This is a genomic window from Kitasatospora sp. NPDC057904 (assembly GCF_042887925.1).
Lineage (GTDB): Bacteria > Actinomycetota > Actinomycetes > Streptomycetales > Streptomycetaceae > Kitasatospora.
The window spans coordinates 1,120,965-1,137,304 of the sequence record NZ_JBHVOL010000001.1 but is presented as its reverse complement, the minus strand read 5'-3'; the positions used below and the strand labels follow the sequence as shown (position 1 = coordinate 1,137,304).

At 69.8% G+C, this 16,340-nt stretch carries 18 protein-coding genes and 1 pseudogene; 8 read left to right on the top strand and 11 right to left on the bottom strand.

What is annotated here, in order from left to right:
• Positions 1-709, bottom strand: a pseudogene (locus ACFVSN_RS05250) (VCBS repeat-containing protein); the annotation flags it as partial.
• Positions 710-892: 183 nt separating this feature from the next.
• Between ACFVSN_RS05250 and ACFVSN_RS05245 the strand changes: the two are divergent.
• On the top strand, positions 893-3,691 hold the full coding sequence (locus ACFVSN_RS05245; RefSeq protein ID WP_387599393.1) for a BTAD domain-containing putative transcriptional regulator: 2,799 nt from the start codon (positions 893-895) through the stop codon (positions 3,689-3,691).
• Between the two features lie 64 nt (positions 3,692-3,755).
• On the opposite strand, the gene ACFVSN_RS05240 is transcribed toward ACFVSN_RS05245, so the two are convergent.
• Positions 3,756-4,715, bottom strand: a complete 960-nt coding sequence (locus ACFVSN_RS05240; protein WP_387599478.1) for a GlxA family transcriptional regulator — start codon at positions 4,713-4,715, stop codon at positions 3,756-3,758.
• A 217-nt stretch (positions 4,716-4,932) separates the two neighbouring features.
• Between ACFVSN_RS05240 and ACFVSN_RS05235 the strand changes: the two genes are divergently transcribed.
• Entirely contained in the window at positions 4,933-5,523 is a 591-nt protein-coding gene (locus tag ACFVSN_RS05235; protein WP_387599396.1) for an isochorismatase family protein, read from the top strand.
• Between the two features lie 44 nt (positions 5,524-5,567).
• Here the strand turns inward: ACFVSN_RS05235 and ACFVSN_RS05230 are convergent, their stop codons facing one another.
• Positions 5,568-7,061, bottom strand: coding sequence for a carboxylesterase/lipase family protein (locus ACFVSN_RS05230; protein ID WP_387599399.1), 1,494 nt, complete (start codon positions 7,059-7,061; stop codon positions 5,568-5,570).
• A 186-nt stretch (positions 7,062-7,247) separates the two neighbouring features.
• Here ACFVSN_RS05230 and ACFVSN_RS05225 point away from each other — a divergent pair, with 186 nt between their 5' ends.
• Positions 7,248-8,300 carry an SMI1/KNR4 family protein gene (locus ACFVSN_RS05225; protein ID WP_387599402.1) on the top strand — a complete coding sequence of 351 codons (1,053 nt, stop codon included), beginning with the start codon at positions 7,248-7,250 and terminating at the stop codon, positions 8,298-8,300.
• A gap of 20 nt (positions 8,301-8,320) precedes the next feature.
• On the opposite strand, the gene ACFVSN_RS05220 is transcribed toward ACFVSN_RS05225, so the two are convergent.
• The 6 genes from ACFVSN_RS05220 to ACFVSN_RS05195 form a co-directional block, all read right to left on the bottom strand.
• Complete coding sequence (locus ACFVSN_RS05220) at positions 8,321-8,527, bottom strand: DUF397 domain-containing protein (protein WP_387599405.1); 207 nt, start codon at positions 8,525-8,527, stop codon at positions 8,321-8,323.
• A 44-nt stretch (positions 8,528-8,571) separates the two neighbouring features.
• Positions 8,572-8,781: a DUF397 domain-containing protein gene (locus ACFVSN_RS05215; protein ID WP_387599408.1), complete on the bottom strand. Its 210-nt coding sequence runs from the start codon at positions 8,779-8,781 to the stop codon at positions 8,572-8,574.
• Positions 8,768-8,944 carry a hypothetical protein gene (locus ACFVSN_RS05210; RefSeq protein ID WP_380495748.1) on the bottom strand — a complete coding sequence of 59 codons (177 nt, stop codon included), beginning with the start codon at positions 8,942-8,944 and terminating at the stop codon, positions 8,768-8,770. Before ACFVSN_RS05210 ends, ACFVSN_RS05215 begins: the two co-directional genes overlap by 14 nt.
• 78 nt (positions 8,945-9,022) lie before the next feature.
• The gene (locus ACFVSN_RS05205; RefSeq protein ID WP_387599410.1) at positions 9,023-9,229 is read right to left on the bottom strand and encodes a DUF397 domain-containing protein; all 207 of its coding nucleotides are present in this window, start codon (positions 9,227-9,229) and stop codon (positions 9,023-9,025) included.
• A gap of 77 nt (positions 9,230-9,306) precedes the next feature.
• Entirely contained in the window at positions 9,307-9,507 is a 201-nt protein-coding gene (locus ACFVSN_RS05200) for a DUF397 domain-containing protein (protein ID WP_387953701.1), read from the bottom strand.
• Positions 9,461-10,327, bottom strand: coding sequence for a helix-turn-helix transcriptional regulator (locus tag ACFVSN_RS05195; protein WP_380495754.1), 867 nt, complete (start codon positions 10,325-10,327; stop codon positions 9,461-9,463). The genes ACFVSN_RS05200 and ACFVSN_RS05195 overlap by 47 nt, the downstream gene beginning before the upstream one ends.
• A gap of 124 nt (positions 10,328-10,451) precedes the next feature.
• On the opposite strand from ACFVSN_RS05195, the gene ACFVSN_RS05190 reads away from it, so the two are divergent.
• Together ACFVSN_RS05190 and ACFVSN_RS05185 are read left to right on the top strand one after the other, a co-directional pair.
• Positions 10,452-10,715, top strand: coding sequence for a hypothetical protein (locus tag ACFVSN_RS05190; RefSeq protein ID WP_387599413.1), 264 nt, complete (start codon positions 10,452-10,454; stop codon positions 10,713-10,715).
• A gap of 119 nt (positions 10,716-10,834) precedes the next feature.
• Entirely contained in the window at positions 10,835-11,338 is a 504-nt protein-coding gene (locus ACFVSN_RS05185) for an NUDIX domain-containing protein (RefSeq protein ID WP_387599416.1), read from the top strand.
• Positions 11,339-11,598: 260 nt separating this feature from the next.
• Here ACFVSN_RS05185 and ACFVSN_RS05180 read toward each other — a convergent pair whose 3' ends face one another.
• Positions 11,599-12,210, bottom strand: coding sequence for a hypothetical protein (locus ACFVSN_RS05180; protein ID WP_387599419.1), 612 nt, complete (start codon positions 12,208-12,210; stop codon positions 11,599-11,601).
• 431 nt (positions 12,211-12,641) lie between these two features.
• Between ACFVSN_RS05180 and ACFVSN_RS05175 the strand changes: the two genes are divergently transcribed.
• From ACFVSN_RS05175 to ACFVSN_RS05165, 3 genes are all read left to right on the top strand, one after another.
• The gene (locus ACFVSN_RS05175) at positions 12,642-13,301 is read left to right on the top strand and encodes a hypothetical protein (RefSeq protein ID WP_387599422.1); all 660 of its coding nucleotides are present in this window, start codon (positions 12,642-12,644) and stop codon (positions 13,299-13,301) included.
• An 80-nt stretch (positions 13,302-13,381) separates the two neighbouring features.
• Positions 13,382-13,762 (top strand): hypothetical protein, encoded by a 381-nt coding sequence (locus tag ACFVSN_RS05170; protein ID WP_387599424.1) that lies wholly within the window; start codon positions 13,382-13,384, stop codon positions 13,760-13,762.
• A 33-nt stretch (positions 13,763-13,795) separates the two neighbouring features.
• Positions 13,796-14,575: a hypothetical protein gene (locus tag ACFVSN_RS05165; RefSeq protein WP_387599427.1), complete on the top strand. Its 780-nt coding sequence runs from the start codon at positions 13,796-13,798 to the stop codon at positions 14,573-14,575.
• Positions 14,576-15,239: 664 nt separating this feature from the next.
• Here ACFVSN_RS05165 and ACFVSN_RS05160 read toward each other — a convergent pair.
• A complete protein-coding gene (locus ACFVSN_RS05160; protein WP_380495771.1) occupies positions 15,240-16,334 on the bottom strand; it encodes a hypothetical protein in 1,095 nt (364 codons plus the stop codon).
• Between the last annotated feature and the right edge of the window lie 6 nt (positions 16,335-16,340).

The following is a 16,340-nucleotide window of genomic DNA, read 5'->3' as shown; positions in this document are numbered from 1 at the left end:
GCGTGCCGGCGGTGTCGATGGCGAACGCCTCGGAGGTCTTCGTGTCCGGGTTGTACACCGTCGCGACCCGGCCCGACACCAACGACGAGGCCGGCACCTGCGGGTTCGACGGCGGGGTCGCGTCGTCGACGACGCTGTTGTTGTGGACCGGGACGTAGCCGTTGCCCCTGATGTAGTCGGGGAAGTACGGGTACGGGATGGTGCGGTGGTGGACGCCGGAGCCGCTGAACTCGTAACCCACGTAGGAGGAGTGGGCATCGTCGGCCCAGCGGTCGAACAGGACGATGTGGCCGTCCTTGCCCGCGGCGTCGTTCAGCAGTGCGTCGCCCGGCTTCAGCTGGCTCTTTTCGATCTTTGACGCGACTCCGCCGGGGATGAAACTCGTGGTGTCCAGGCCGGGGGTGCCCAGCCGCCAGGCCATCGAAGCGTAGCCCGAGCAGTCCTGGCGGTACCCGTCGTGGGTCGCGTCCCAGCTGTAGGGCAAGCCGAGCCCCACCCACGACTGGGCCCTGGCCAGCACCTCGGAGCGGCTGATCTGTGCCGCTGCCCGAGCGGTGAGCGCGGTCGGCGGTATGCCCTGCCCTGGTATGACGTAATCGATTCCGGGATTCGACTGGGCGTGCACCGGAGCCGAGCCCAGGACGATCGTGGACAGACCGATGGCGAGCATCACGGATACGGCGCGGACAGGGGAGCTACTCGTGCGCATACGTTCTCCATAGAAGAGGATTACGGGTCGCCGACCGGGCGGGGACAGGGCCGTCAAGGGCGCCGTTCGCCCCCGACCGGACGCTTGTGCCGATCGTTCCGCTCGCCGCTCACAGTCCTCTAATATGGCGATCACAATCGACATGGACCGGTGTGAGCAATCGTCACTTCGGGGGACGGTGACATGGGAATCCGGCTCGGGCTGCTCGGACCGCTGCAGGTGGAACTCGACGAACGGCGGCTGGAGATCCCCGGCCCGATGGTGTGTAGGCTCCTGGCCGTGCTCTCCGCGCGGTTCGGTGAGAGCGTGCCCGTAGACCGCCTGGTCGACATGCTGTGGGAGGGCGCACCGCCCCGTACGGCGGTGTCCTCCCTCCAGAACCACGTCAACCGCCTGAGGACGGCGCTCGGTCCGTACGGGACCCGGCTGTGCTCGACGCGCCACGGCTATTCGTTGCTCGTGGAACAGGACGAACTCGACCTCATCGCGTTCACCGCCGCCGCCGACCGCGTCCGCGACGCGTTCGACCGGCAGGACTGGTCGACCGTCGAGGTGGTGGGGAAGCCAGCTCTCGCCCTGTGGCGGGGCGAGCCGTTCTGCGACGTTCCGGTGCTCGCCGGATCGCCGCAGGCCACACGGCTGCAGCAGACCCGCCTCGCCCTGCTCGAACGGACCTTCACCGCGGGCCTGCGCACCGGCCGGCACCGGGAGCTGATCGCGGGCCTGACCGCTCTGACCGTCGAGCACCCGCTCCACGAGGTGTTCCACGCCCAGCTCATGCTGGCGCTGCACGGCTGTGGCCGTACCCCGGAGGCCTTCGAGGTGCACCGGAACCTGCGTGCAGCACTCGCGGAGGAACTCGGCATCGACCCCGGCCGCGCGGTGCGCGACGCCCATCAGGAGATCCTGGCCACGGACCGGACCCCGCCCCGGCCCTCCGCCGCCGACGTCCCGTCCCAACTGCCCCGGCGCACCGACGTGCTCGTCGGCCGCGACTCCGAGCTGGAGCTGGTGACCGCCGCGCTCCGCCTGTCGGAGCCGACCGTTGCGGCCGAGCCCGAGGGGCCCGTTCCGTTGGTGATCGTGTACGGCATGGGCGGCCTGGGGAAGACCACCCTGGCCGTGCACGCGGCCCACCTGTTGCGGGCGGCGTACCCGGACGGCCAGCTGTTCGCCGATCTCAACGGCTACGGCTCCGGCCCCGGACGCGAACCCCACGAGGTACTGGGCCGGTTCCTGACCGACCTGGGCGTCAGCGGGCCGACCCTGCCGGACCATCCCGACGACCGGGCCGCCCATTACCGTGCCGCCCTCGCACGACGCCGCGTCCTGGTGGTCCTGGACAACGCGCGCGACGTCGCCCAGATCACCGCGCTGCTTCCCGGGACCGGCGCGTCCGGGGTGATCGTCACCACCCGTCGGGCTCCGTCCGGGCAGCTGGACGGCGTTCGCGTCCCGTTGCATCCGCTCGGCCCGGAAGGCCGTGATCTGCTGGCCACCGTCTGCGGCGAGCACCGGCTCGCCGCAGAGCCGGAGGCCGCCCGGCGCATCCTGGCCGCGTGCGGCGGCCTGCCGCTGGCCATCCGCCTCGCCGGAGGTCGCATCGCCAACCGTCCGAACTGGTCGCTGAGCGTGCTCGCCGACCAGCTGGAGGGCCCGCCCAGGACGCTGAAGGCGGCGACCGCGGCGGACACTTCGGTGCGCACTGCGTTCGCCATGAGCTACCAGGCGCTCCTGGACAGCGGCCGGGCCGAGGAGGCGGCATCGGCCCGGGCCTTCCGCCTACTGGGTCTGTGGCCGGACCACCCGCTGTCACCGGAAGCGGCCGCGGCCTTGCTGGGCGAACCCGTGGACACCACCCTCGATCTGCTGGACACCCTGGTCGACGCCCAGATGCTCCAGTCGTCGGTCTCCCGTACCTACCACTTCCACGATCTGGTCGCGGGCTACGCGGCCGAACTGGCGCGCACCCAGGAGTCCCCGCAGGTCCAGGAGGCTGCACGGGACCGCCTGTTCGCCTGGTACGCCCACGCGGTCCACCACGCCGGCCTGCTGTGCTCCCCGTACTGGGACGACACCCTCGCGGCCGAACCCGCTCCCTCCCCTGCCTCACTGCCCCGCCTTGCCTCTCCCCACGAAGCCCTGGCCTGGCTCCGTCGCGAGATGCCGGCAATCAGAGAGGTGGTTCACCGGGCGGGCGACTCCTGCCGGCCCCAACGGGCCTGGCACATCGCCGGTATGCTCATCGGCTACGGAGCCGGCTACTGGTGGGAGGGCCACTGGAGCGCCATCGCAAGAGACGCCATGGTGCTCGCGCAGGCCCACAACGAGCGGAGGGCCGTGGCCCTTCTGCACCTCGTCCTCGCGAAGATTTCCGGTGCCACCCGGGACCATGCCGGGCGCCTGACCCACCTGGACGCCGCAGAGAAGATCTATACCGAGGACGGCATCAAGGGTGGCCTGGCCGTGGTCCTGCTCATCAGGGCGGTGATCCTCCACGAGGAGGGCCGACTCGAGGAGGCGTTCACGGCCGTCCAGGAGTCCATCGACCTGTTCCGGAGGGTGAACGGTCGGGACACCCACCTGGCCCTGAGCACCTTGGCCGGACTGCACATGGAGACAGGGAACGCCGAGGCCGCTGAACGGATCTACCGTCAGACCCTCGGGATGTTCCGCCGCAGCGGTCTGCCCTCCCTGATGGCCAGGGCCTTGACCGACTTGGGCAAGGCCCTGGGAGTCCTCGGACGGCGCCAGGACGCGCTGTCAGCCCTGCAGGAGGCACTGTCCATCGCCGAGGAACTGGGGGACCACAACGCTGTCGCGACAGCATTGCAGGAGACGGCCACCGTGCACGCCGGCTTCGGGCAGACGACGGCCGCCCGGGGCTACTGGACCCGAGCGCTGGCCCTCGGACAGCGGGAAGACCTCACGCAGGTCATCACCGCCAGCCTCAAGGGCCTGGAGTCCATGCCTGCGCGGTGAGACGGCGCCCCTCCACACGTGGTAGTGCGGCCTGGTACGCCGCACGGGCCTGGCGCGGACCGGTTCACCCCCGGACGGTCCGGAAGCGGCGGCGGTACTCCGTCGGCGTCGTGTCCAGCTGGCGCCGGAACGCCCGCACCAGCGTGTCCGTGGTGCCGAACCCGCAGGTGGACGCGATGCGTTCGAGCGTCTCGTCGGTGGTCTCCAGCCGGTTGCGGGCCCGCTCGACGCGGGCCGACTCGACGTAGGCGCTCGGGGTCGTGCCGAGCTCGGTCTTGAAGATCCGGGTCAACTGCCGCTCCCCGACGTGCGCGTGGGCGGCGAGGTCGGCCACGGTGAGCGGCGCGGTGAGGTTCGCGGTGATGTGGTGGCGCAGGTCCTCGGTCCGCCGGGTCGTCGAGACCGGTTCGAGCGGGACGCTGAACTGGCTCTGTCCGCTCGGGCGCTTGAGGTACATCACGAGCTGCCGCGCGACGCGCAGCGCCAGCTCCTCGCCGAAGTCGTCGGCGACGAGCGCGAGCGACAGGTCCAGGCAGGCGCTGATGCCGGCGCCGGTCCAGACGTCGCCCTCGCGGATGAAGATCGGGTCCGCGTCGACCTCGATCTCCGGGTACTCGGCGGCGAGTTGGCCCGCGGTGGACCAGTGGGTGGTGGCCCGCCGGCCGTCCAGCAGCCCGGCCGCGGCCAGGATGTGCGCGCCCACGCAGACGGAGGCGACCCGCCGGGCGTGCGCGGCGAGCTCCTTCACCCGGGCGACGACGGCGGGATCGGTGACGGCGCTGACCCGGCGCTCGCCGTCGACCTCGACCGCGCCGGGCACGAGGAGGGTGTCGATCGCCCGCCCGGCCGCCTCGTCGAAGGTGACATCGGGCAGGACGCGCACCCCGGCGGCGGTGGTGACCGGGGCGGCCGTCTCGGCGGCGAGGACGACGCGGTAGCCGGTGGCGTCGTCCGTCTCGCGCCGCACGAGCGAGAACACCTCGGGCGGCCCGGTGACGTCGAGCAGGTCGACGCCCTCGAACATGACGATGACGATGAGTCGTTCGGCGGGGGCCACGGCGTCTCCCAGCTTCGGTGGTGTCGCAGGCGGTGGTGTCGCAGTCGGTGGTGTCGCAGTCGGTGATGTCGGTTTCTGCATGTTAGACGGCATTGCCGACGTGCGGTGAGCGCGCCTAGCGTTGTTCTCGCAGGTCACCGCAGTGACCGACATTCCCTTTGAATCGACCCGAGGCGGTACACCCATGTCCACGACCACCCTTCGCGCGCTCAACGGCCTCGACGAGACGCCCGCCTCGCTCGCCGCCGCGACGCTGATCATGGTCGACTACCAGAACACCTACACCCGTGGCGTGATGGAGCTCGACGGCTGGCAGGCCGCCCTGGACGCCGGTGCCGCGCTCCTCGCCCGGGCCCGGGAGGCCGGGGCCACTGTGATCCACATCGTCAACGACGGCGGCGAGGGCACCCCGTACGACGTCCGGGCCGAGATCGGGCGGATCCACCCGGCGGTGGCCCCGGTTGAGGGCGAGGCCGTCGTGGTCAAGCAGGTCCCGGACGCGTTCGTCGGCACCGACCTCGGCGAGCGGCTGGATGCGGCCGGGCACGAGGACGTCGTCGTGGCCGGCTTCATGACGCACATGTGCGTGGCCTTCACGACGGCCGGCGCCTTCCTGCGCGGCAACCGGCCGACCGTCGTCGCCGACGCGTGCGCGACGCGCACCCTGCCGTCGGGCGGGGGGGAATTGCCCGCCGGGCAGATCCACGACGGAGCGCTCGCGACGATCGCCGACCTGTACGGCGTGGTCGTGCCGTCGCACGCGTCGCTTGTCTGAACCGACCCGAGGGGTGCCGGCTCTCCGGCACCCCTCAGGCAACTTCACGTCCAGAGGTCGCAGTTGTGCTCGTCGTCCAGGTCGACGGTCCGAGGTCCGTCGTCCGTGGTGAAGCTGTGCGCCTCGCTGTCGTCGAACCGCTGCCACGGGTGTCCGGTGGTGGCGAAGCGCGCCCAGTCGCGGATCATGCGGTTGGCGAGCTGCTGCTGGTCGGCGTCGAGCGTGGCCGGCAGGCCGGTGACGTCGAACAGGTACGGCAACTCCGAGGCGTGGTAGGCGCCGTAGGGGAAGCCGGGCGGGAGGCCGGCCGACACGGGGGCTGTGCGGTCGGCGAACTCGTAGGCGTACACGGGGATGTGGCGCGCGAGTAGGCGGTCGCCCGCCAGCGTGGGGCAGGACCATATCCGGTCGGTGGCGACGGTGGCCCAGGCGACGGCGGGGGAGGGGTAGTCGCTCGCCGGGTAGCGTTCGGCGACGGCATCGGCCTGGTCGCCGAAGCTCTGCACGAGGAGGTCGTGGTAGCCCTGTTCGGTGATCGGGTGCCCGAGGTTGAGGACGGCCGCGAACCCGCGGTGCTCGTCGCGCGTGCCGCCCTGGAGGACCGGGACGCGCTTGAACCGGCCCTCCCGCAGCGCTTGGGCGGGTTCGGTGGGGAGCAGCGAGGTGTCGTACGCGGGCTTGGCGAACTGCCCGAGATGGTCGACGAGTTGGGCGGCGGGCTTGTGGCGTAGGCAGTCGACGTCGGTGCAGCCGAGGGCGGTGCCGAGCGCACTGCCCGCTGACTCGACGGCGGCCCGGCTCGTCCAGGGCGAGCCGGCGGGCATGGTCGGCCAGAAGAGCGCCTTCGGGTAGTCGATGAGGCAGGACCCGCTCTGGATGATCGCCTTGTCGAACAGCCCTGCGGCGGAGGGCGAGGTGAGCTGGGAGCACACGCTCATCCCGCCGGCCGACTGCCCGGCCAGCGTGACGTTCCCGGGATCGCCGCCGAACGCCGCCGCGTTGCGGCGCACCCAGCGCAGGGCGGTCTGTTGGTCGGCGAGCCCGAAGTCGCCGGAGCCGGCGAGGCCGGGGTAGCCGAAGTAGCCGTAGATGCCGAGCCGGTAGTTGACCGTCACGACGACGGCGTCGCCGTCGACGGCCATGCGGTGGGGGTCATAGTCGCTGCCGGCGCCGCCAGTGAAGCTGCCGCCGTGCAGCCAGACGACGACCGGGCGGCGCTTGGCGCCTTGTGGGGCAGTGACGTTGAGGTAGAGGCAGTCCTCGTCGCCGGTGGCGCCCTGGGGGCAGCGGTTGCCGGGTGCGGTGGCGTCACGTACGCCGGACCACGGAGTGACGGGCTGCGGGTCGCGCCAGCGGAGATCGCCGGTGGGCGGGGCGGCGTACGGGATGCCCTGGAACGTGCGGTACCCGTCGTGGGCGGTGCCCTGGACGGTTCCCGCGTCAGTGACGGCAACAGGCGTTGAGGCCACGGCCGGTGTAGCGGGCAGGGCGAGTGCGGTGAGGAACGCGCCTATGAGGAGCGCGGAGATTCTTGGCATGTTCGGAGGACCTTCCGGGTCGGAGGCATGGGTTGGATGCATGGCTCGGAAGAGAAGCTCGGCACCTTGGCCGAGGCTCCTGATGATACAGGTGTATCACGCGGTAGTGATAGGGGATTGGGCGACCGCGGTCCGCGCGCGGGGCCGAACGTACAATCGCCGGACGAGTTGACGCGGGAGGGTGCAGTGGGACACTTCGAGGGCTTCGACGTCGCCGGGTTCTGGGACGACTCGCCGTACGCGCTGAAGGACTACGTGGAGGAGGCGCCGCCCTCGCGGGAACTGATCGAGGCGTTGGAGGACGAGCTCGGCGGATACCGTCTGCCCGACTCCTATGTCGCGCTGATGACCGCGCACAACGGTGGCATTCCCACCCGGACCTGCTTCCCCATGGCCGAGCCGACGTCCTGGGCCGACGACTACATCGAGATCACCGGCATCCGGGGCATCGGGCATGCCCGGCCGCAGTCGCTGGGCGGCGAGTTCGGCAGCCTGTTCTGGATCGACATGTGGGAGTACCCCGACATCGGTGTCTACTTCGCCGACACGCCTTCGGCAGGCCACGACATGCTCGCCCTCGACTACCGCGCGTGCGGTCCGGACGGCGAGCCGACCGTGGTGCACGTCGACCAGGAGAACGACTTCGCGATCACCCTGGTCGCGGAGAACTTCGAGGCGTTCGTCACGGGCCTGGTCGACGAGTCCGTCTACGACACCTCGGAGGAGGACCGGCTCGCCGAGCTCGCCATGGTGCGCGACGGCAGCTTCTCCCCGGTCCTGCTGCGTGCCTTCGGCGAGGTCGCGGACGTGCTGCCCGACGCGGACCGGAGAATGCGGGCGCTCGCGGAGGCCGTCGTGCGGGACAAGGGGTTCTTCGCCCTTCACTCCGACGCGCGCTCCATGCTGATGTACGACTACCTGTTCTGGCTGTTCACCAGCTTCAACCGGGTCGACTCATTCGAGCAGTACCTCAAGACGCCTCCGCAGGCCGAGGGATCCTGCACGCTGGCGACGTACGAGCTCATGATCACCGGCTGCGGCCCGGCACACGAGCCGTACGGCTTCCGCACCGGCGGATACGGCCCCGCCCGCCTTGAAGAGTGGTGGAACTCCCGCATCGCCTCGGGCCACCTCACCGAGACCGTGGACGGCTACCGGTTCACCGACGCCGCCGTCGCCGCCCTGCTCGACGAACTCGCCGCTGTGGCTGGGGACGCAACAGGCCGCCCGCTCGGGTAGAGCGGGCGGCCGGGGGAGGTTCAGACCTCGCCGAATTCACCAGCCTGGACGGCGGAGACGAACGACCGCCAGGCCTCGGCGGGGAAGACGAGCGCGGGGCCATCGGGGTCCTTGGAGTCACGGACCCTGCCCGGGTGCGCGTCGTCGACTTCGACGCAGCCGCCGCCGCCGTTGCTGTAGGTGCTCTTCCGCCATGAGGCGCCGGTCGGGTGCACCTGAGGGGTCATGATGTTCCTCTCGCGCGGTGAACTTGCGGATCTCCTCCGAGGCTTCAGATCTCACCGAACTCGCCGGCCCGGACGGCGGCGAGGAACGATCGCCAGGCCTCGGCGGGGAAGATTAGGGTCGGCCCCTGAGCGTCCTTGGAGTCGCGGACGGGCAGTAGACCGGGAATGTTGGGTGCGACCTCTATGCAGTCACCGCCCTGGCCGCTGAAGGTGCTCTTGCGCCACTGGGCGCTGGAAAGGTCAATGTGCTGCATGGCTTTCAAAACTCCTCCGCACCAGCCTGATCAGCTTGAGCGAGCCGGCCCGGGCAAGGTCCGACTTGAAGGGATCGTAGCCCTTGCTCCACATCGTGCGCTGCGGCATGCGCGTGGCCGGTGCGGTGGGCAGGGCCGGGGTTGTCAGCAGTGCGGAGACCACCAGCGCCCCCTCTCGCGCAGTAGGCCGCCCGCTCGGGTAGAGCGGGCGGCCTGAGTCGTGCAGAGTTCGTCCAGCGCTTCAAATCTCGCCGAACTCGCCGGTCCGGACGGCGGAGACGAACGACCGCCAGGCCTCGGTGCGGAAGATCAGGGCCGGCCCCTGGGGGTCCTTGGAGTCGCGGACGGGCAGGAGACCGGGGAAGTCGGAGGTGACCTCAACACAGTCACCGCCGTTGTTGGAGTACGAGGACTTGATCCAGGAAGCGCCGGTCAGGCCAACCTTCATGTTGAACAGCCCCTTCGTGCCGTGCTGATGGTCACAAGCGATGCCGTCGTGGGCAGCGCTTCCACCGTCTCGGAGGTTCAGATCTCGCCGAACTCGCCAGCTCGGACGGCGGAGACGAACGATCGCCAGGCCGAGGTCGGGAACACGAGGGTCGGCCCCTGAGGGTCCTTGGAGTCCCGCACCCTGCCAGGGTGCGAGTCATCCACCTCGATGCAGCCGCCCTGTCCGTTGCTATAGGTGCTCTTCCGCCATGCTGCGCCGGTCAGGTCGTCTTGCATCCCGTTCATAGTCCTTCCGAGCCTCCCTGATCATGGCCAGGCTGTCTGGCTGATTGAGGGCGTTCACCTGCAGCCGATCGTACTGTCCTGCCCATCTGGATACGACCCCGGAGTCCTGTTCCAGGAAACCTCGTTGCAGCGTCTCGGTGTACCCCACCATCGTGCGGTTCGGCAGGGTGAGCAGCGTCACTGAATGCGAGAACGGGCGCTCCTCGCCGAGTGCGTAAGGAGCGACCTGCACAACGATGTTGGGCTGTGTTGCCAGGTGCTCCAAGTGCCTCAGTTGGCGCGCCATGGCGGCCGGCCCGCCGATCGGACGTCGAATGGCCGCCTCGTCGAGGGCCACGTGGACAGTCGAGCGGTCCAGGAGTCGTTGACGTACGGACAGGAGCTGTAGTCGCTCGTCTGCCTGTTCCTGCGTTGCTTCTCCGCGTCGAACCGGAGCTGACTCGTAGGCGGCGCTGTAGTCCGGGTGTTGCAGTATGCCCGGCACCATGTCCACCTCGAAGAGCCTGATAGCCAAGGCCTCTCGCTCCTTGGCCGCGTACTCCGGAAAACCCGGGATCAACGATCCGTTCTTCCAGCTCCACCACAGGAGCTCAAGTGAACCGTCGGTCCCAAGCTCGGCCTCACAGAGAGTTACGAACTTTAAAGATGGGGCCTGTTTGGCGCCCTCGACATTCGAGATGTAGACGTTGGAGTACCCGACTCGCCTGCCGAGCTCGATCTGTGTCAGCCCCTTTGCCTCACGCGACCTGGTGATCTGAACCGCAAGTGCGGCGAGGGGAGATGACGTTGGATCAATTTGTCTACGGGCCAAGATCGTTCACCTTTAAAGTCGAGTCAACTAGAGATCTGAAACCCTTCCGATGGTAGGGGCAATCACGCCACCATGGCTACACCAGGTGATGCACCGATAGCGCTGTGCGACTACGGAGACCCCCATGTTCGAAGACCAGAGATCCGTGCTGTCCGAAGTCCCCCTTCTCCACGAGGTGGTGATCGATCGCGGGCACCTCGACGACGGCCTGCCGCGTGAGGGCGTCTTCATGGAGCAGTGCGCGGGCGTCATGTACCTCCGGCCCATCGGCGGCGGCATCGAATGGACCACGCGGGCCGATCAGGTCAGCGTCCTCAATCCCCGGCAGATCGCCCCCGGTTCGGGCGCCCACTCCCGCCGTCGGCTCCTCAACGACGAGCCGGCGTGAATCCGGGCGATGTCCTCCTCGCCTGGCTCCACGTGAGTTCCCTCGCCGCCGGCGGATTTGCCGCTGTGGAACACCTTCGGGGAACTGCACCCAACCAAGTCAAAGCTCCAGGAGCAGAGTTGAACGACCACCTCATGCGCAAGCCGCCCGCCCGCCGCCTGGGCCAGCAGGCGCTCGTCCTCCACGAGAACGCCGACCTGGGAGGCGAACTCTGCGTCCTCCTCGTCGACCCGGTCTACCGCGACGGCTACACCCTCCCCGGCGGCAGCGCCGAGGCCGACGAGCTCCCCCACCTCGCCGCCCGCCGCCACCTGGAGTCCCAGACCGGGCTCGTCCTGCCGCTGCGGACGATCCTCACGGTCGACTACGTCTCCCGCCAGAACTACCCGGAGGGCATCAACTTCGTCTACGCGGGCGGCATCGTGACCCCACGCCAGGCCAAGGCCGTGACTCTGCACCGCCCACCAGCCAACATCCGCGCCCTGCACTGGGTGCCCTGCTACCTGCTCGACACCGTGATGCCGCCCGACCAGGCCCGCCGCGTCCACGACGCCTGGGACGCCTGGGAACACGGCTCCGGCCGCCCCCTCCTCCTCCGAGGCATCCCCGTCCCGATCCGCTGACCATTGGCCCGCAGCCTCTGCACAGGAAGCGAAACGCGGGAACCGGGCCCACCAAGTGCTGGGCGCCTGCTGCACGCCATCAACGAGGCGCCGAGACAGGGGTGTTCACTCCGGCCCAGGTGGGTCCGCGTACCGAGATCGCCGCCGCCGCTCCGCCCTGGCTCATCCTTCTGCTGGAGACCGCGCTCGCCTCGAAGCGACCTGATCTCCGCCTGGCCAGAGCTGCCGAGTCGCCCGAATCCTCCTGGCGCCGTTCCGGCTCATGTCCCCTGCCGCGTCGACGGCAGCCACTCCGCAAACCTGCCGGCGAGTCGGTCGCGTACCTCGGTACTCCCGGCGAAGACGTCCACGCCGCCGTCATAGGGGTGGACAGCCCATGCACAGCCGGCTCCGGTCAGGATGACGCCGTCGGTCATGTCGTCGGCCACGCAGAGCAGGAGCCGGTCCAGTGCGGGGTCGTGCAGGTCCATCGCGGAGACGTAGTGGTGCTGCCACGAGTGGAAGCCCGGGTCGGTGGCCAGGTCATCGCTTCGCCAGTGCGCGGCCCCGGGCGTGGTGGCAGCGACCGCAGAATCTCGCGGAGTCGGGACACCGGTCGCGGACCAGGAGCAGGTGATCGCCACCAAGCCTCCGCCGCCGACCGTGACGTCGCCGAGGAGATCCTGCAGAAGCGTGTGGTGACGACGCAGGATCTCGGCGTGCTCGGCGTCCGAGGTCGCGTACCTCTTGCCCTCCGGGAGGGCGTGGAAGCGGACCCAGCGCTCTCGGAACTGGCGACGCAGGCGGTGCGCCACCGGCGGGCACTTGGGCCACGACCTGTTCCAGGCGCCATCGAGTCCAGCAATGTCCACCGACTGGCCGCCGCCGCTCATGACACCGCAACATAGTCGATCGTGCTGTCGGCGGGCAGTGGAATATCCGGCCGGATCGGCGTCGCGGTCGGTCGAGCGCAGATCTGATCGAGTGCGTGTGGACGTCCAGCGCGAGCTTGTGGAGATGGTTGCGAGCCGACCGTTGACCGGCGGTGAGGGTCTTCTGAATCCGGGCCGGTGGGTCGGTGCTGTCATTTTCCGCCGGGCCCACCCGCTGACTGTTCCCGTCGGCCCTGGCATGATGGGCGCCATGATGCAGACCCGAAAGGCCGATGGCGCGTAGGCCGCCCGGCGCCATCCGCGCTCAGCGGTGGTTGGCTCGCAGTACGACCCGTCCCGCCCGCCGGATCCCAAGAGGTCCCCGCTGGACTCAGACGGCCATCAACGAAGTCGCAGGCCGGTATCTGGAAATCGGTGTCGATCCGGAAGAGATGACCGTCGACCTACTGCCAGGCGGCGCCCTCCTGGGCCGGAACGAGACGGACATCATCGAGCGCGCGCTTGTCATTGCCCAACATCACGCGCGCCGACCTGACGACGACGAGCCGTCGTTGGACACGTACCGATCCCTCTTCTACGAGCTTCGTCGCGTCAGATCGACGGAACAGCCCTCGGAGCCCGAATCCCGCCGGCTCGTCGCCGACGGCGTGCGGCTTCGGGCCGGGCAGGTGGATTGCGTCCTGATCTCGGGCTCCGCATGGTTCACCGCCCGGTCCGCCCTTCTCCTGGCCTGCTTCCAGGACACCTTGTGCGAGCACGACTTCCAGACCATTGTGGGTTGGGCCCGCAGAGACTTCTACGCCCTCGCGGCGCGATGCGAGGTCCTTGACGCCGAGGGTCTGCGAGCTGAGCTATTCCGTGCCCGGGCGCTGGCGGACGGCCCCCGGCACCGCAAGCTGCTGACCTTCGCACTCGACCACATGGGCATGGATCCGATCGGCAGGGACGTGGCAGCGCTGGAGAGGAGCCTTTCGGAGTCGGACGGCACCTGCGACGAGGAGATCCTCACCGACCTGCTCGCCGGAGCCCGGGCGGTCGTGACGTGGCGTCAAGCCAAGCCCATGAACCCTCACCGGCCCGCCGAGTCGTGAAGCTCCCGAGTCTTGCCGAACACCGTTTCTCCCCAAGTCAACTCGGTTACGCTGGCGGCGATCCAGCCCAAGATCGAACGATGGGGGGCACGCCCATGCCGTACGAGACCGGCACGAGGGTCAGGCTGACCGGGGATACGCAGGTCACCCCAGGTGACGCGGCTACCGGGATCGGCGTCCCCGGCCCGCTGTTCCTTGCCGAGGGCCTGGCGGGAACCGTCGTGAGCTCGACCACGGCGGCCGGCGGCGTCGGCCAGGACCACCTCGCGAGCTTCGATCAGCACATGCGCGGCGCCCGGCTCGACGGCTTCGCGGCGAGCCTCGTCGAGGACCTCCGCCAGAAGGTCGCCCGGGTGGGAGCGTTCGACGCCGGATCCGGCGCTCGGACCACCTACCGGGTGCGCTTCGACAACGGATTCGTCCTCGACGGTCTTGAAGAGGGCCGGCTCGTCCAAGCCTGAGCACCTGCCACCTCACCACCACCGAGGAGATCCATGGCCGACACCGTCACCTCACTGACCGCCCGCATGCACGACCTTTCGGTGGCGGTCATGACCCACGGCCTCGCCCCACGGGGCGTCGACGTCACCGCGGGCCTCCACGACGTCGTCGCGCGCGCCACGGCGCTCGGCCCCGACGGCAGGTGGCTCGTCGCGTCGGGTCACTCGGGTCTCGGTGGTCTGGCCATCGCGCAGGGACAGGTGGACCAGGGCCTCTTCCACTTCGACGCCGCGGTGGTGAACGGGTTCAACGACTGCGTGGCGTTCCACATGCCGCTCGTGCGCCCGCTGCACCGCGATCCCCGGTTCAGGGCCCTGTACGAGCGGATGCGCGTCACCCCGGCCGATCTCGACGAGTTCCTCTGGCTGCACCGGGAGATACACATCGCGGCGAGGGAGGCCCAGCAGGCGACCGTCGACAACATCGGCCGCCTCGACACCGGGGTGTCGCTACTCCCGCAGGCCCCCATGCCGACCCGCGAGCCGAACACCCCCGGCGTGCTGATCACCCGCCTCGACCTCGCCGCCACGCAGACCGCACTCCGGCAGGCCGCCGTGAAGGCGGACTTCCAGCGCAGCGCCGGCAACGTCAGCCTCGGCCTCATCGACGGCTCGTGGGACTACACCCGTGCCAGGAGCGACGCCTGGTACGCCGACGATCTGGACACCCGCCGCCAACAGGCCGCCGAGGCGCGGGCGTTCGTCGAACGCCCCGGCATCGGCACGATGCTCATCCCCTGCCCGCCGCTGGGTTCGATCGTCTATCCGTCCTGACGCAGGACAGGCTTGTGCGCAGGAAGTCGGCCCGGCCGACTTCCTGCGAACAGAGGGGCCGGACACAGCAAGCGGCCGACACCGGTCCGCCATGACGAGCGATGAGTACTCGGCCGGTCCGGCGTTGCGCCGAGTTCTGGCCGAGGCAGGCGGGCCGGAACTGCTGGATGCCCCGGCCCTGGAGGCAGCCCAGCGGAGGTCCGGGGCCCTGGCCGCCGATCCCCGCTCAACCGTCCCGGTCAGGGTGGCCGCCGGCCAACGAGTCGTGCGTGCCCAGCACTTCGACGCGCCCGGCATGCTCGGTCAGGGACCTCGCTCGCAGCGCTCGGTACGGGGGTGGCTGGAACGCGCCGGGAGCACTAGGTAGAGGGGGAAGGGGGACGCATGGACTACAAAGACCACAATCCGTCGCCCGGCTGCGGGGTCATACTTCTCGGCTTGACTCTGGTCTTCGGCCTCATCGTCTTGCTCGCCTCCCTGGACCACAGTGATCACTCTCGTACGTGCACTGGTGGCGCCTACGAGGTCGAGTGCTAGTGCTGCGGCCGAGGAGAAGGGTCGAACCCTTGGACGGTCCGTCCCTCGGGTGCGTCGGGACCTGGGGCTGAGGTCGTCACGGCGTGCTGAGCCCCGGGCGCGCCGCGCACCGGGGCTCAGCCGATTCTCAGTCCCCGTGCACCGGGTGGGTGCTCAGGCAGAGGGCCCAGGCGTCGGTGTAGGTGTTCGGCGAGGGGGAGCCCCCGACGTGGACGGTGGCCGACCAGTGGTCGGGGTCGTCCGTGCCGTCCTCGGCCGGGGTGGCGTCGGCGTCGCTCGGGTAGCTGCCGACGAGGTGGGTGCCGCCGGAGCCGGCCTTCGAGAAGTCGGTCGTCGTCACGTGGCCGCCGCTGGCCGCGGCGCCCCCGCTCACGAGGCTCCAGTGGCTGTGGCGCTCGTCGGCGTCGTCGGAACAGCCGACCGTCGCCGTGCCGGAGGTGCCCGCCACGGTCGGGCCGGCCACCTCGGTGAAGCCGACCTTCGTCGTCAGGTTCTTGACCTTGACGTGGTCCCCGGTGCAGATCGCGTACGCGAACGTGGTGTTGCCGCTGTCGCGTCCGCCGCCGATGCCGCCGACGGCCGTCCACGAGTCGGGGTTGGTCTCCCCGTCGGCCGCCGCCTTCTTGCCGAAGTCGTGGGCGGCGTCGGCGAAGGTGGGGAAGCTCGCGATCGGCTTGAGGCTGCCGACGCTCGCGGGGGTGGTGCGGGCGCCGCCGCCGATCAGCCGGGTGCCGGTCGGGCAGGTGGCGGTGACGAGGCGCGAGTCCTGCGAGAGCGAGGGCCCGGCGACCTTGTTCATGACGACCTGGGTGTGCCGGATCCGGTTGCTGTCCAGGCACATCGCGTACGGCGTGCTGGAGAACGCGGGGCTGTAGTTGCTGCCACTGCCGCCGAAGGCGAGCCAGTGGGTGACGTCCTGCCCGACCACCCCGGGCGTGCCGGTGAACTCGCTCAGGTCGTCCGCGCCGGGCGCGATGCCCATCACGTGGTTGCCGTTGCCGGCCCGGTCGTCGCCGGTGGTCTGGGTGATCCCGCCGCCGGAGACGAGCCCGTCCTCGCAGTCGGCGTGGGCCGAGACGCCGGTGAAGGGCGTCGCCGGTCCGATGGTGGCACCGGGGTTGGCCACGGTGACGCTCGCGGAGTCGGCGTGCGCGACGTTCGGCGCGACGAGGGCGAGCAGGGCGCCGGGGACGGCCGCCTTGGCCAGAAGAGAGGGTCTCATTGTCAG